This is a genomic window from Roseovarius sp. B-10, assembly GCF_056859295.1.
In genome coordinates, this window is record NZ_JBSXOE010000032.1 from 62,379 (window position 1) to 75,305 (window position 12,927).

Consider the following 12,927-nt stretch of genomic DNA (forward strand, 5'->3'; position numbering starts at 1 on the left):
GGAGGAGAGACGACAATGGCAACCGAAATTCTGATGCCCGCCCTCTCGCCGACGATGGAAGAAGGCACGCTCGCGAAATGGCTGGTCAAGGAAGGCGACACCGTCAACGCCGGTGACATCATGGCCGAGATCGAAACCGACAAGGCGACGATGGAATTCGAGGCCGTGGACGAGGGCACCATCGGCAAGATCCTCGTTGAAGAAGGTACCGAGGGCGTGAAGGTCAACACCCCCATCGCCGTGCTGCTGGAGGAAGGCGAGAGCGCGGACGATATCGACACCGCGTCAAGCACCCCTGCCCCGCAAGCCGCCGAGAAGAGCCCCGAGCCGGAGGCGAAATCCGCCCCGGCGGAGACCAAGGCGCCCGCCGCGCCGAAGGCGGATGCCAGCCCAGACTGGCCCGAGGGCACCGAGATGGAAAAGAAGACGGTGCGCGAGGCATTGAATGCCGCCATGGCCGAGGAGATGCGCCGCGACGACACCGTCTTCATCATGGGCGAGGAGGTGGCCGAGTACGAGGGCGCCTACAAGATAACCCAGAACCTGCTCGATGAATTCGGCGCCAAGCGCGTGATCGACACGCCCATCACCGAGCACGGCTTTGCCGGGATCGGCGTGGGCGCGTCCTGGGGCGGTTTGCGCCCCATCGTCGAGTTCATGACGTGGAACTTCGCCATGCAGGCGATCGACCAGATCATCAACTCGGCGGCCAAGACGCTCTACATGTCGGGCGGGCAGATGGGCAGCCCGATCGTGTTTCGCGGTCCCAACGGGGCGGCAGCGCGCGTCGGCGCACAGCACAGCCAGGACTACGCCGCATGGTACGCCCAAGTACCCGGGCTGCGCGTTGTGCAGCCCTATTCGGCGGCCTGCGCCAAGGGCCTGCTGAAAAGTGCCATCCGCGACCCAAACCCGGTCATCTTCCTCGAGAACGAGATCCTCTATGGCAAGTCCTTCGAGGTGCCCAAGATGGATGATTTCACCATCCCCTTCGGCAAGGCCAAGATCTGGCGCGAGGGGGCTGACGTGACGATCGTCAGCTTCGGCATTGGTATGACCTACGCGCTGGAGGCAGCCGAAAAGCTGGCCGAAGACGGGATCGAGGCCGAGGTGATCGACCTGCGTACCCTGCGCCCGATGGACACCGACACGGTGATCGCCTCGGTGATGAAGACCAACCGATGCGTGACGGTGGAGGAAGGCTGGCCGGTGCCCTCTATCGGCAGCTACATCTCTTCGGTGCTGATGCAGCAGGCCTTCGACTATCTTGACGCGCCGGTCATCAACTGCACCGGCAAGGACGTGCCGATGCCCTATGCGGCCAATCTGGAAAAGCTGGCGCTGACCTCTACCAAAGAGGTGATCGATGCCGTGCGCCAAGTGACCTACCGGTAAGGGAGAGACGCGATGCCGACCGAAATCCTGATGCCCGCCCTCTCACCAACGATGGAAGAGGGCACGCTGGCCAAATGGCTGGTGAAAGAGGGCGATACCGTCAACGCGGGCGACCTGCTGGCCGAGATCGAGACCGACAAGGCCACGATGGAATTCGAGGCCGTGGACGAAGGCACCATCGGCAAGATCCTCGTCGAGGAAGGCAGCGAGGGGGTAAAGGTGAACACCCCCATCGCCGTGCTGCTGGAAGAGGGTGAGAGCGCGGACGATATCGCATCGGGCAGCGCGAGCGCCCCGGAAGCGGACGCGGCGGCAGAGCCCGAAAAGGACGAGAAAGCGGGCGGCGAGGGCTCCGGCAAGGGCAAGGCTGCAGAGCCTGTCGCGCAATCCGATACCCCGGCCCCCGCAGCACCCAAGGACGAGAAAGGCGAGCGCATCTTCGCCTCGCCCCTCGCCCGCCGGATCGCGGCAGAGAAGGGGCTCGACCTGGCGCAGATCAAGGGCTCGGGCCCGCATGGCCGTATCGTGCGCGCGGATGTGGAGGGGGCCAAACCCGCCGCCGCCCCCGCCAAGGAGGCCGCCAAACCTGCGGACAAGGCCCCTGCCCCGGCAGCGCCCTCCGGCCCGTCCCCGGATGCCGTCATGGCCATGTACGAGGGCCGCGAGTTCGAGGAGGTCAAGCTCGACGGGATGCGCAAGACCATCGCCGCGCGTCTCACCGAGGCCAAGCAGACCGTGCCGCATTTCTACCTGCGCCGCGAGATCCGCCTCGACGCGCTGATGAAGTTCCGCGCCGATCTCAACAAGCAGCTCGAGCCGCGCGGCGTCAAGCTGTCGGTCAACGACTTCATCATCAAGGCCTGCGCATTGGCGCTGCAAGCGGTGCCAGATGCCAATGCCGTCTGGGCCGGCGACAAGGTGCTCAAGCTCAAGCCTTCTGACGTCGCCGTAGCCGTGGCCATCGAGGGGGGCCTGTTCACGCCCGTGCTCAAGGATGCCGAGATGAAATCGCTCTCGGCGCTGTCGGCCGAGATGAAGGACCTCGCCAAGCGTGCCCGAGACCGCAAGCTGGCACCACAGGAGTATCAGGGCGGCACCTTCGCCATCTCCAATCTCGGGATGTTCGGGATCGAGAATTTCGACGCTGTCATCAACCCGCCGCATGGCGCGATCCTCGCCGTTGGCGCGGGGCTGAAGAAGCCGGTGGTGGGCGCGGATGGCGAGCTGACCGTGGCCACGGTCATGTCGGTCACGCTGTCGGTGGATCACCGGGTCATCGACGGCGCGATGGGCGCGGACCTGCTCAAACAGATCGTCGAGAACCTCGAGAACCCGATGGTGATGCTGGCCTGAGATAACCGCATCACCGATCTGAGAAAGCCCCGGACCAGGTCCCAGGTCCGGGGCTTTTGTCTGTCCGTCCCGTGTGGGCGGGATATGGCGCACCGCGCGCGTAGCGCCCCCCTCGCTAATTGACATTCCGCCCGAATTGGCATTCAAAACTTTGCATGCAACGTTTCCGATTTCTCTTCTCCCAACCATTCAGGGAGCGGATGGCATCAAACAAAGGAAACTCCGATGATGCATCCCCCACGCCGTTTTGCGCGGCTCTGGAACGCGCGACCCCGCGTAGACGCGCTGATAATCGTTCTGCTTGCCAATGCCTGGCTGCTTGCCGCGTTCAATAGGGCGTTCTGGACCCGAAGTTATGCGCAAATGCCGGAGGACGAGCCACTTTTTGCACTGTTTGTGGTGGGTATCTTCGCACTGGGGATGGTCTATCTTTTGGCGCTTTGCAATCGCTGGACGCTCAAGCCCGTCCTGATCGCCAATATCTTCATCGCCGCGGGAGCGTCATATTTTAACGATACCATGGGCATCGTGATCGACGAGGTGATGATCCAGAACATCGCCCTCACCACTGCCCGCGAAGCGCACAGCCTCTTTTCCTGGCCGATGTTGCGTTACCTGCTGACCTTCGCCGTGATCCCCTCCGCGGTCTTGCTATTACTGCGAGTTAGGTATCTGCCGATGCGGCGCGCGGCCCTTTTGCATAGCGGGGCACTCGTGCTCTGCGGCCTCGTCTTCGCGGCTATAGCGGCACCGAATTACCAATTTTACAGCTTTTCGCTCAAGCAGTCACCGGGGCTGCGCAAGGTGCTGCACCCGATCGGCCCCGTCCGCAGCGCGATCGACTATGCCGGCGTGGTGTGGACCACGCAGAACCTGCCTTTCAGACCGATCGCGCTCGATGCGCGAAAGGCGGAGGGCAGCGACACAGCCGACCGTCCCAGGCTGTTGGTGCTGATGGTGGGCGAGACGCTGCGCGACGCCAACTGGGGTCTAAGCGGCTATACTCGCAACACGACGCCCGAACTGGCCCGGCGAGATGTGCTGCCGATTGCCGATGTCGCGGCCTGCGGCACCTCCACGGTGATCTCGCTTCCGTGCATGTTTTCTCCGTATACCCGCGAGAATTTTACCTATGAGAAGGCCACCAACACCGAGAATCTGCTCGACGTTCTGAAACGCGCCGGGTTTGACGTTGAATGGTGGGATGCCAACACCGGCGACATGGGGGTAGCCGAGAGGGTGCCCTACACGAATTACAATCACGTCGCCGACAGCCCGTATTGTACCGAGGTGCAGTGCAATGACGGTATCCTGCTCGAGAAACTGGCGGAGCGGTCGGGCACGATCACGCATGATACGGTGATCGTGCTGCACCAGATCGGCAACCACGGTCCGTCCTATTACGAACGCTATCCGCGCGAGTTCGCCCGCTACCTGCCCGATTGCCGCCGCCCGGACGTGGCCAATTGCAGCGCCGAAGCGGTGGTCAATGCCTATGACAACGCGATCGCCTATACCGATCTCATCATGGCAAAGATCATCGACTATCTCGACGGGCTCGAAGAGGTGGACCCTGCCTTGTTGTTCGCGTCGGACCACGGCGAATCTCTGGGCGAAAACGGCCTCTACCTGCATGCGCTTCCCTATTGGTTCGCCCCGACGGAGCAGACCGAGGTGCCCATGCTGCTATGGCTGTCCGAGAGGTTCCGTCAAGACACTGGAATGCGATACGATTGCGTCCGCGAGGTCGCCGGCGAGGACGTCTCTCATGACAATTTCTTTCACTCGGTTCTGGGGCTGCTCGACGTCGATACCACGATCCGCGACGACACTCTCAACCTGTTTCGCGCCTGCCGGTCGCACTCCATATAAACACGCGGCAGATCACAAAGTTTCCGCCGCGATGAGCGCGGGTCGGTTGCCGCCAATCGTCACGAACGTGGGGACCCGATGGTAATGCTCGCCTGAGGCGCGGCGCACGAAGAAGCGTGCCGCGTTCATGCGCGCGCACCCGCCTTTCACCTGCTCGTCGATGTTGCATGCCCGGGGACCGGACCCCTGCGGCAAACCTGTCGATTGCGCGGCGGCGCGTCAGGCGGTAAGGATACCTGACCAATTCCCGGAGTGCCGCCCATGCCCGTCATTACATGCATAGACGATTTCAAACCCCTCTACCGCCGCCGCGTACCGCGGATGTTCTACGATTACGCAGAATCGGGGAGTTGGACCGAGCAAACCTTTCGCGAAAACACCTCTGATTTCTCGCGTCTTCTGCTCAAACAGCGCGTCGCCATCGACATGACCGGGCGCAACCTCGCATCGACCATGATCGGGCAGGACGTGTCGATGCCGGTGGCGCTCGCGCCGGTGGGGCTGACCGGGATGCAATGCGCCGATGGCGAGATCAAGGCGGCGCGCGCGGCGGAGAAATTCGGCGTGCCGTTCACGCTGTCGACCATGTCGATCTGTTCCATCGAGGATGTCGCCGCGCATACGACCAAACCCTTCTGGTTCCAAGTCTACACGCTCAAGGATGACGATTTCATGCAGCGCCTCTTTGACCGTGCGCGTGACGCGAAATGCTCGGCGGCGATGATCACGGTCGATCTGCAAATGCTTGGTCAGCGGCACAAGGATCTGAAAAACGGCCTGTCCGCACCACCCAAGCTGACGCCCGCGAGCGTGGCGAATATGATGACCAAGGTGCAGTGGGGCCTCGGCATGCTGGGGACCAAGCGGCGCAGCTTCGGCAACATCGTGGGCCATGCCAAGGGCGTGACCGATCCCTCGTCGCTCTCTGCATGGACGACAGAGGCGTTCGACCAGGCGCTCGACTGGGACCGCATCCGGCAATTCCGCAAAATGTGGGACGGCCCGCTCATCATCAAGGGGATCATGGATCCGCGCGACGCGGCGGAGGCGCTCAACGTGGGCGCGGACGCGATCATCGTGTCGAACCACGGTGGGCGGCAGCTTGACGGCGCGCTATCGTCCATCCGCGCCCTGCCCGCGATCATGGATGCCGTGGGCGACAAGATCGAGGTGCATCTCGACAGCGGCATCCGATCGGGCCAGGACGTGCTCAAGGCGCTCAGCCTGGGCGCGCGCGGTGCCTATATCGGGCGCGCCTTTACCTACGGGCTGGGGGCGATGGGCGAGGCGGGCGTGACCCGTGCGTTGGAGGTGATAGCCAAGGAGCTCGACACCTCGATGGGGCTGTGCGGGCGGCGTGACGTGCACGATCTGGACCGCGACGTGCTGATGATCCCGAAGGATTTTGCCGGGGACTGGGAGTGAGGCACGGCGAGGGTCACGACATGAGTGCTCGTGGAATGGTGAAGCCCGGCACCGGGGCATTTTGCTCTTTTCAACGGGGCCGTGGTCGGCTATCAGCGCGGCTTCACGCGGGGTGACAGCCTTGGAGGCACCCCGCCTTTTGCCAAGGAGAGACAATATGGCTGGAGAAATTCCTGATCTTCACGCCCAGGAACGCACGGGGACAGGCAAGGGCGCCGCTCGTGCCGTGCGCCGCGCACACCTGGTTCCGGGGATCGTTTTCGGGGGCGACCTGGATCCGTTGCCCATACAGATGCCCTATAACGAACTGATCCGACGCCTCAAAAAGGGCCGATTCAAGTCTACCCTGTTCAACCTCAAGGTCGATGGCCATGAGGACGTGCGCGTAATCTGCCGCGACGTTCAGCGCGACGTGGTCAAGGACCTGCCGACGCATGTCGATTTCATGCGCCTGCGCCGCACCACCAAGATCAACCTGTTCATCCATGTCGATTTCGAGGGCGAGGAAGAGTGCAAGGCGCTGCGCAAGGGCGGCGTGCTGACCATCGTGCGCCCGGAGATCGAGGTCGTGGTGACGGCGGGCGACATTCCCGAGAGAATCGTCGTGGACCTGACGAAGATGGAGAATATCGGCGATACGATGACCATCTCGATGGTCGATCTGCCCGCGGGCGCCAAGCCGACCATCGACCGCGATTTCGTGATCTGCAACATCTCCGCCCCCTCCGCGCTCAAGAGCCAGGAGGATGAAGAGGACGAGACCGAAGAAGTCGCAGCCGAAACCGAAGAAGAAGCCGAAGCCGAGGCCTGAGGCGCATCTCTGCAATTGCAGTGGAGAGACTAAACGGGCGGCACCTATGGTGCCGCCCGTTTTCGTGCGTGACCTGCTCGCGCCGCACCAACATGATCTTGAGAATTATTCCAAAGCCGGACGGTGGCGGGGCGCGCGCGGCATGACTAGGTTGGGCGCGTCGCTCCACGTCGCTGTTAAGTCGAAATCCTGCACTGCCGCGCCCCCGGCGTGAATTAGACAGAGCCCACGGAAGGGGAATCGGTCATGGTTGATGTCACCATCGTTTACTGGCGCGATATTCCCGCGCAGGTCATCGTCGGCAAGGGTCGGCGCGGGTCCAAGGTGCAACTGCCCGAGCGTTTCGAGCAGGCCATCGACCGCGCGGCCATGAAGACGGGGGCGGCGGGGACGGACGACTATCTCGCCGAGTGGCGCAAGGGCGATGCCTACCCGGTGGAGGGCGATCCCGACGAGGTCGCGCAAAGCGAGGCCGCCCGGCTCGACGCCCTTTACGACACCGAGCGTCTCAAGGCGCTCATCGGCAATGATGGCTGGGCGTGAATGCGACCCGCATCGCTATGGGAGGCCGCGATGGCTCTTTTGAATTTCAGGAAGCGTGACACCGCGACCTCCGCAAAGCCGCCCGTGAACCGGCAGGTCGAGGCGTTTCTCGAGGGCTACTCGATCGAGGTGATGCCGCGCACCGCCGAGAAGGTCGAGAATTTCCGTGACCTTCTGCCAGAGGGCACGCGCGTCTACATCGCCCATATCGAGGGCACGCCCATCGAGGACATGGTCGCCACCGCACGCCGCGTGGCGCGCGAGGGTTATCCGGTGATGCCGCATTTCCCGGCGCGCATCATCAAGGACCAGGCAACGCTCGAGGACTGGATCGCCCGCTATCAGGGCGAGGCGGGCGTCGACCAGGCGCTGTTGCTCGCCGGTGGCGTGGAAAAGCCACATGGCGATTTCCATTCCTCCATGCAGCTTCTGGAGGCGGGCGCGTTTGACCGCGCGGGTTTCAAGCGGCTGCATGTTGCGGGCCACCCCGAGGGCAACAAGGATATCGACCCCAATGGCAGCCGCAAGAACGTCGAGGAGGCGCTGCGCTGGAAGCAGAAATTCTCCGAGACCACAGATGCCGAAATGGCCATCGCGACGCAGTTCGCCTTTGACTCGAAGCCGATCATCGCCTGGGCCGATGCCCTGCGCGAAGCGGGCATCACCATGCCTATTCATATCGGCATCGCCGGACCCGCCAAACTTCAGACGCTGATCAAGTTCGCCATCGCCTGCGGCGTCGGTCCGTCCTTGAAAGTGCTTCAGAAACGCGCAATGGATGTCTCCAAGCTTCTGCTGCCCTACGAGCCGACAGAGGTTCTCGCCGCGCTGGCCGCCCACAAGGCCGCCGATCCCGATTGCCTGATCGAGCGCGTGCATTTCTTCCCGCTGGGCGGGATCAAGACCAACGCCCAATGGGTGATCGACAACGGCGGTGCCTCGGGCACCCCGGCTGCGCAACAAGGATAAGACATGACCCGCACCATCGTCGAGAGCAAGACCAGGACCGCCGTGATCGGCTTTGACGAGCCGTTCTGCGTCATTGGCGAACGCATCAACCCCACCGGCCGAAAGAAGCTCGCCGCCGAGCTGGAGGCGGGCGACTATTCCACCGTGGAATCCGACGCCGTGGCGCAGGCCGCAGCGGGCGCCACCGTGCTCGATATCAACGCGGGCGTGGTATACAACTCCAACCCCAACCCTAACGAGACCGAGCCGCCGCTGATGACGGCCATCGTCGAGCTGGTGCAGGGGCTGGTCGATCTGCCGCTGTGCATCGACAGCTCTGTTCCCGCGGCGCTGGAAGCCGGGCTTCAGGCCGCGCACGGCCGCCCGCTCCTGAACTCGGTAACCGGCGAGGAAGAGCGGTTGGAATACGTGCTGCCGCTGGTCAAGAAATACAACGTTCCGGTTGTGGCCATTTCCAACGACGACACCGGCATTTCCGAGGATCCGGACGTGCGCTTTGCCGTCGCCAAGAAGATCGTCGAGCGCGCCGCCGATTTCGGCATCCCGGCTCATGACATCGTGGTCGATCCGCTGGTCATGCCGGTGGGCGCGATGGGCACCGCCGGACGTCAGGTGTTCACGCTGGTGCGCCGCCTGCGCGAGGAACTGGGCGTAAACACCACCTGCGGTGCATCCAACATCTCTTTCGGGCTACCCAACCGGCACGGCATCAACAATGCCTTCCTGCCGATGGCGATCGAGGCGGGGATGACAAGCGCCATCATGAACCCGATCGCGCTGCCGGTGAAACAGGCCGAGATCGAGGCCAAGAAGGCCGAGGTCGCCGCGACCGGACTGGTGATCCCCGACGATATGGACGACGAGACCTTCTGCCAGTTGTTCGGGCTGGGATCGACCAAGGCGCGCGCGGGCAAGGAGATGGAGGCGATCCACGCCGCGAATTTCCTGATGGCCAACGACCCCCACGGCGGCAACTGGATCAAGTTCAACAAGGCCCCGCCGAAGCCCGGCGAAGAGGTGCGCTCGGGCGGCCGCGCAGGCAGCCGCAGCCGCCGCCGCAGGGCCTGAGCGCCACGCCACGCTGGCGCACGACTTCGCCAGCGTGGCGGCCCCGCAGCGCGTCCGCTCGGAATCGTCCGCGCTGGTGCAAACGGCGGACAGAGCGGGCGACTTGAAGACGCCCCCCCCATGCGCCGGGCAGCGTTTGATCCCACGGACAATCGCGGATTGTTGGGAGTCTTCGTGTAGGTTGAATAACCTGACGCAGAGCGGGACGGGCTAGGGTTTCACCCGCCCCCGGAAATTACTTGAGCCCCCATACGCGCGACCGGAGTCCTGACAGAAATCCGGTCGTCTTCCTGCCAGCGACACGCCTCCCGCCGCTTACTTCAGGATCGACGACCCGGCATAGCGCGCACTCTCGCCCAGCATCTCCTCGATGCGAATGAGCTGGTTGTACTTCGCCAGCCGGTCCGACCGCGCGAGGCTGCCGGTCTTGATCTGCCCGCAATTGGTGGCCACGGCGAGGTCGGCGATGGTCGCGTCCTCGGTCTCGCCCGAGCGGTGCGACATCACGTTGGTCATGCACGCGCGATGCGCCATCTCGACCGCCTGCAGCGTCTCGGTCAGCGTGCCGATCTGGTTGACCTTGACCAGCATGGAATTGGCCGCGCCGCGTTCGATGCCCTCGGCCAGCCGCGCGGGGTTGGTCACGAACAGGTCATCGCCCACCAGTTGCACCTTGTCGCCGATGGCGTCGGTTAGCGCCTTCCAGCCGTCCCAGTCGTCTTCGGCCATGCCGTCCTCGATCGAGATGATCGGATAGTCGGCGCAGAGCGCCTGAAGATAGGCGACGTTCTCCTGGCTCGTGAGGCTCACCTCCTCGCCCGCCATCTCGTACTTGCCGCCCTTGTAATACTCGGTCGCGGCGCAATCGAGGGCGAGGTGGATATCCTCGCCGGGGGCATAGCCCGCCTTCTCGATGGACCGCAGGATGAAATCCAGCGCATCGCGCGTGCCCGACAGCGCCGGGGCAAAGCCACCCTCGTCGCCCACCCCGGTGGCGAGCCCGGCGGCGTTCAGTTCCTTCTTGAGCGTGTGGAACACCTCTGCACCCATGCGCACCGCCTCGCGGATCGTGCCGGCGCTCACCGGCATGATCATGAATTCCTGGATGTCGATGGGGTTGTCGGCATGCTCGCCGCCATTGATGATGTTCATCATCGGCACGGGCAGCACCCGCGCCGAGGTGCCCCCCACGTAGCGATAGAGGGGCTGCGCGCTGTAATCGGCAGCCGCCTTGGCACAGGCGAGCGAGACGCCGAGGATCGCGTTGGCGCCCAGCCGCCCCTTGTTGGCGGTGCCATCAAGCTCGATCATTGTCTCGTCCACCGCCACCTGCTCGGTCGCGTCCATGCCCAAGAGCGCCTCGGCGATTTCGCCGTTGACGCTCGCGCAGGCCTCCAGCACGCCCTTGCCGCCATAGCGCGCCGGATCGCCGTCGCGTTTCTCCACCGCCTCGTGCGCGCCGGTCGAGGCCCCCGAAGGCACCGCGGCGCGGCCCATGGTGCCGTCCTCCAGGATGACCTCGACCTCCACCGTCGGGTTGCCCCGGCTGTCGAGGATTTCGCGGGCGTGAATGTCGATGATGCTGCTCATGGCGTGTCTGTCCCGGAGTTGAATGAAACCTGCCCGCCCCATAGCAAGAAACCTCGCCAATGCAAACGCGGCGCGTGCAAGGCGGGGCTCCGGGGAGGGATGACTGGTATTGAGTGGACGTCGGGTGTGAAGCGACTAGCCGCGCGGGGAACACCAGAGGGTCAAGTTCTGTCCAGCCCCCCGGCCATCCCCCGCTCAGGGGATGATACGGGTGTATTTCATGCCCTCGAGCGAAACGCCGGCCATCAGCCCCGCCTGTCCGAAGATCACCGCCACCACCGGCGCGGTGGAGGTCGTGGTCTCGGCCCGCAGGTTCTCGCCACGGTCGTTGAAGACATACTCGATATCGCCGCCCGCGGCCCAGCCTGACGACCGCCGGAACCTTTCCAGCGCCTCTTCGGTCATGAAAAACAGCACATGTGCGAACTGCTGCGCGCCGAATTGTAGCCCGACGCTGCCCTTGGTGGCCGAGTAGTAGTCCACCGTGACGTTGTCGATCCGCAGCGCCCCGCGGCCATAGCCGCCGCCCACGAATATCCCCCCCTCGGTCACCACCGGCATGACAAGAATGCCGGTCGCCTTGTCGGCCAGATCGCGCGTGCCGGGATAGTTGGAATACATGTGCGACAGCGTTGCGTTCACGCGCGCGTCGATCTTTGCGCCGCCAGAGCTGCCAACCCCGTTGCCGCATGCTGCAAGAACCGGCATGCCAGCCAGTGCGCCGAGGGTGAATCCGCGTCTTGTGAGATTGCTCATGTGTTTGCCCGCCTCGATTGCGTCTGATTGCGCCCGGTCGTTTCGCCTAGCCGGACTCTTGCCACTCAATATAGTCGAGCCGGCCACCAATGTCACCAAGGATTGCGGTTCTGCGCAAGATACCGCGCAGATATCAGCGGGCCGCCATCAGCCGCGCGGCAGCGGGGGCAAAATAGCTCAGGATGCCGTCGCAACCCGCGCGCTTGAAACAGGCGAGGCTCTCCATCATTGCGCGCTCGCCGTCGATCCAGCCGTTGAGCGCGGCAGCGCGGATCATCGCGTATTCGCCTGACACCTGGTAGGCAAAAGTTGGTGCGCCAAAGCGCTCCTTCACCCGACGGCAGATGTCGAGATAGGGCAACCCCGGCTTGACCATCACCATGTCCGCCCCCTCGGCCAGGTCGCGCGCCACCATGCGCAGCGCCTCGTCACTGTTGGCCGGGTCCATCTGATAGGTCTTCTTGTCGCCCTTGAGCGCGGCGGACGCCCCGACCGCATCGCGAAACGGGCCGTAGAAGGCCGAGGCGTACTTGGCGGCGTAGGACATGATCGCCACGTCCCAATGTCCCGCGGATTCCAGCGCCCCACGCATCGCGCCCACACGCCCATCCATCATGTCGGATGGCCCCAGGATGTCGGCCCCCGCCTCTGCCTGCGCCAGCGCCTGTTTCACCAGCGCCTCGACGGTAGCGTCGTTGACGATCCGTCCATCCACGACAAACCCGTCATGGCCGGTATCCGAATAGGGGTCGAGCGCCACGTCGGTCATCACCGCAATCTCCGGCACCGCGGCCTTGATGGCGCGGGTGGCGCGGTTGCTGAGGTTGTCGGGGTTCCACGCCTCGGCGCAATCGGCGGTGCGGTGCTCTGCCGATGTATAGGGAAACAGGCACATCGCCGGGATGCCGAGATCAGCCGCCTCGCGCGCGGCCTCCACCACCTTGTCGATCGAGCGGCGCATCACGCCGGGCATCGAGGCCACCGGCTCTTCCACCCCCTCGCCATCGCGCACGAAAACGGGCCAGATCAGGTCGGCAGGGCTGAGCGTGGTCTCGGCCACGAGGTCGCGCAGCGCGCCGCTCGCGCGCAGGCGCCGCGGGCGGTTAGCGGGATAGGGGGCCTGAACAGGGGTCATGGCGGGCTCT

Annotated in this window: 11 protein-coding genes; 8 read left to right on the plus strand and 3 right to left on the minus strand. The window is 64.1% G+C overall.

Features of this window, described 5'->3' with window-relative positions:
• Window positions 1–15 precede the first annotated feature (15 nt).
• From AC13D8_RS09365 to AC13D8_RS09400, 8 genes are all read left to right on the plus strand, one after another.
• The gene (locus AC13D8_RS09365; protein WP_482968599.1) at window positions 16–1,395 is read left to right on the plus strand and encodes a pyruvate dehydrogenase complex E1 component subunit beta; all 1,380 of its coding nucleotides are present in this window, start codon (window positions 16–18) and stop codon (window positions 1,393–1,395) included.
• A gap of 12 nt (window positions 1,396–1,407) precedes the next feature.
• Complete coding sequence (locus AC13D8_RS09370) at window positions 1,408–2,748, plus strand: pyruvate dehydrogenase complex dihydrolipoamide acetyltransferase (RefSeq protein ID WP_482968600.1); 1,341 nt, start codon at window positions 1,408–1,410, stop codon at window positions 2,746–2,748.
• A gap of 225 nt (window positions 2,749–2,973) precedes the next feature.
• Window positions 2,974–4,620: a phosphoethanolamine transferase gene (locus tag AC13D8_RS09375; RefSeq protein ID WP_482968601.1), complete on the plus strand. Its 1,647-nt coding sequence runs from the start codon at window positions 2,974–2,976 to the stop codon at window positions 4,618–4,620.
• Between the two features lie 261 nt (window positions 4,621–4,881).
• Complete coding sequence (locus AC13D8_RS09380) at window positions 4,882–6,045, plus strand: alpha-hydroxy acid oxidase (protein WP_482968602.1); 1,164 nt, start codon at window positions 4,882–4,884, stop codon at window positions 6,043–6,045.
• A gap of 157 nt (window positions 6,046–6,202) precedes the next feature.
• Window positions 6,203–6,856 (plus strand): 50S ribosomal protein L25/general stress protein Ctc, encoded by a 654-nt coding sequence (locus tag AC13D8_RS09385; protein ID WP_482968603.1) that lies wholly within the window; start codon window positions 6,203–6,205, stop codon window positions 6,854–6,856.
• Between the two features lie 246 nt (window positions 6,857–7,102).
• Window positions 7,103–7,399: a virulence factor gene (locus AC13D8_RS09390; protein ID WP_482968604.1), complete on the plus strand. Its 297-nt coding sequence runs from the start codon at window positions 7,103–7,105 to the stop codon at window positions 7,397–7,399.
• A gap of 30 nt (window positions 7,400–7,429) precedes the next feature.
• Window positions 7,430–8,368, plus strand: coding sequence for a methylenetetrahydrofolate reductase (locus AC13D8_RS09395; protein ID WP_129432206.1), 939 nt, complete (start codon window positions 7,430–7,432; stop codon window positions 8,366–8,368).
• A gap of 3 nt (window positions 8,369–8,371) precedes the next feature.
• Window positions 8,372–9,436, plus strand: a complete 1,065-nt coding sequence (locus AC13D8_RS09400) for a dihydropteroate synthase (RefSeq protein WP_482968605.1) — start codon at window positions 8,372–8,374, stop codon at window positions 9,434–9,436.
• Window positions 9,437–9,751: 315 nt separating this feature from the next.
• Here AC13D8_RS09400 and eno read toward each other — a convergent pair whose 3' ends face one another.
• The 3 genes from eno to hemB form a co-directional block, all read right to left on the minus strand.
• Window positions 9,752–11,026 carry a phosphopyruvate hydratase gene (gene eno, locus AC13D8_RS09405; protein ID WP_482968606.1) on the minus strand — a complete coding sequence of 425 codons (1,275 nt, stop codon included), beginning with the start codon at window positions 11,024–11,026 and terminating at the stop codon, window positions 9,752–9,754.
• 195 nt (window positions 11,027–11,221) lie between these two features.
• Window positions 11,222–11,782: a lipid-binding SYLF domain-containing protein gene (locus AC13D8_RS09410; RefSeq protein ID WP_129432203.1), complete on the minus strand. Its 561-nt coding sequence runs from the start codon at window positions 11,780–11,782 to the stop codon at window positions 11,222–11,224.
• 133 nt (window positions 11,783–11,915) lie between these two features.
• Window positions 11,916–12,917: a porphobilinogen synthase gene (gene hemB, locus AC13D8_RS09415; protein ID WP_482968607.1), complete on the minus strand. Its 1,002-nt coding sequence runs from the start codon at window positions 12,915–12,917 to the stop codon at window positions 11,916–11,918.
• Between the last annotated feature and the right edge of the window lie 10 nt (window positions 12,918–12,927).

Bases quoted from the DNA above. Each gene is read 5' to 3' on its own strand.
- AC13D8_RS09365 (WP_482968599.1), top strand. From the start codon at position 16: ATGGCAACCGAAATTCTGATGCCCGCCCTCTCGCCGACGATGGAAGAA.
- AC13D8_RS09370 (WP_482968600.1), top strand. From the start codon at position 1,408: ATGCCGACCGAAATCCTGATGCCCGCCCTCTCACCAACGATGGAAGAG.
- AC13D8_RS09375 (WP_482968601.1), top strand. From the start codon at position 2,974: ATGATGCATCCCCCACGCCGTTTTGCGCGGCTCTGGAACGCGCGACCC.
- AC13D8_RS09380 (WP_482968602.1), top strand. From the start codon at position 4,882: ATGCCCGTCATTACATGCATAGACGATTTCAAACCCCTCTACCGCCGC.
- AC13D8_RS09385 (WP_482968603.1), top strand. From the start codon at position 6,203: ATGGCTGGAGAAATTCCTGATCTTCACGCCCAGGAACGCACGGGGACA.
- AC13D8_RS09390 (WP_482968604.1), top strand. From the start codon at position 7,103: ATGGTTGATGTCACCATCGTTTACTGGCGCGATATTCCCGCGCAGGTC.
- AC13D8_RS09395 (WP_129432206.1), top strand. From the start codon at position 7,430: ATGGCTCTTTTGAATTTCAGGAAGCGTGACACCGCGACCTCCGCAAAG.
- AC13D8_RS09400 (WP_482968605.1), top strand. From the start codon at position 8,372: ATGACCCGCACCATCGTCGAGAGCAAGACCAGGACCGCCGTGATCGGC.
- eno (WP_482968606.1), bottom strand. From the start codon at position 11,026: ATGAGCAGCATCATCGACATTCACGCCCGCGAAATCCTCGACAGCCGG.
- AC13D8_RS09410 (WP_129432203.1), bottom strand. From the start codon at position 11,782: ATGAGCAATCTCACAAGACGCGGATTCACCCTCGGCGCACTGGCTGGC.
- hemB (WP_482968607.1), bottom strand. From the start codon at position 12,917: ATGACCCCTGTTCAGGCCCCCTATCCCGCTAACCGCCCGCGGCGCCTG.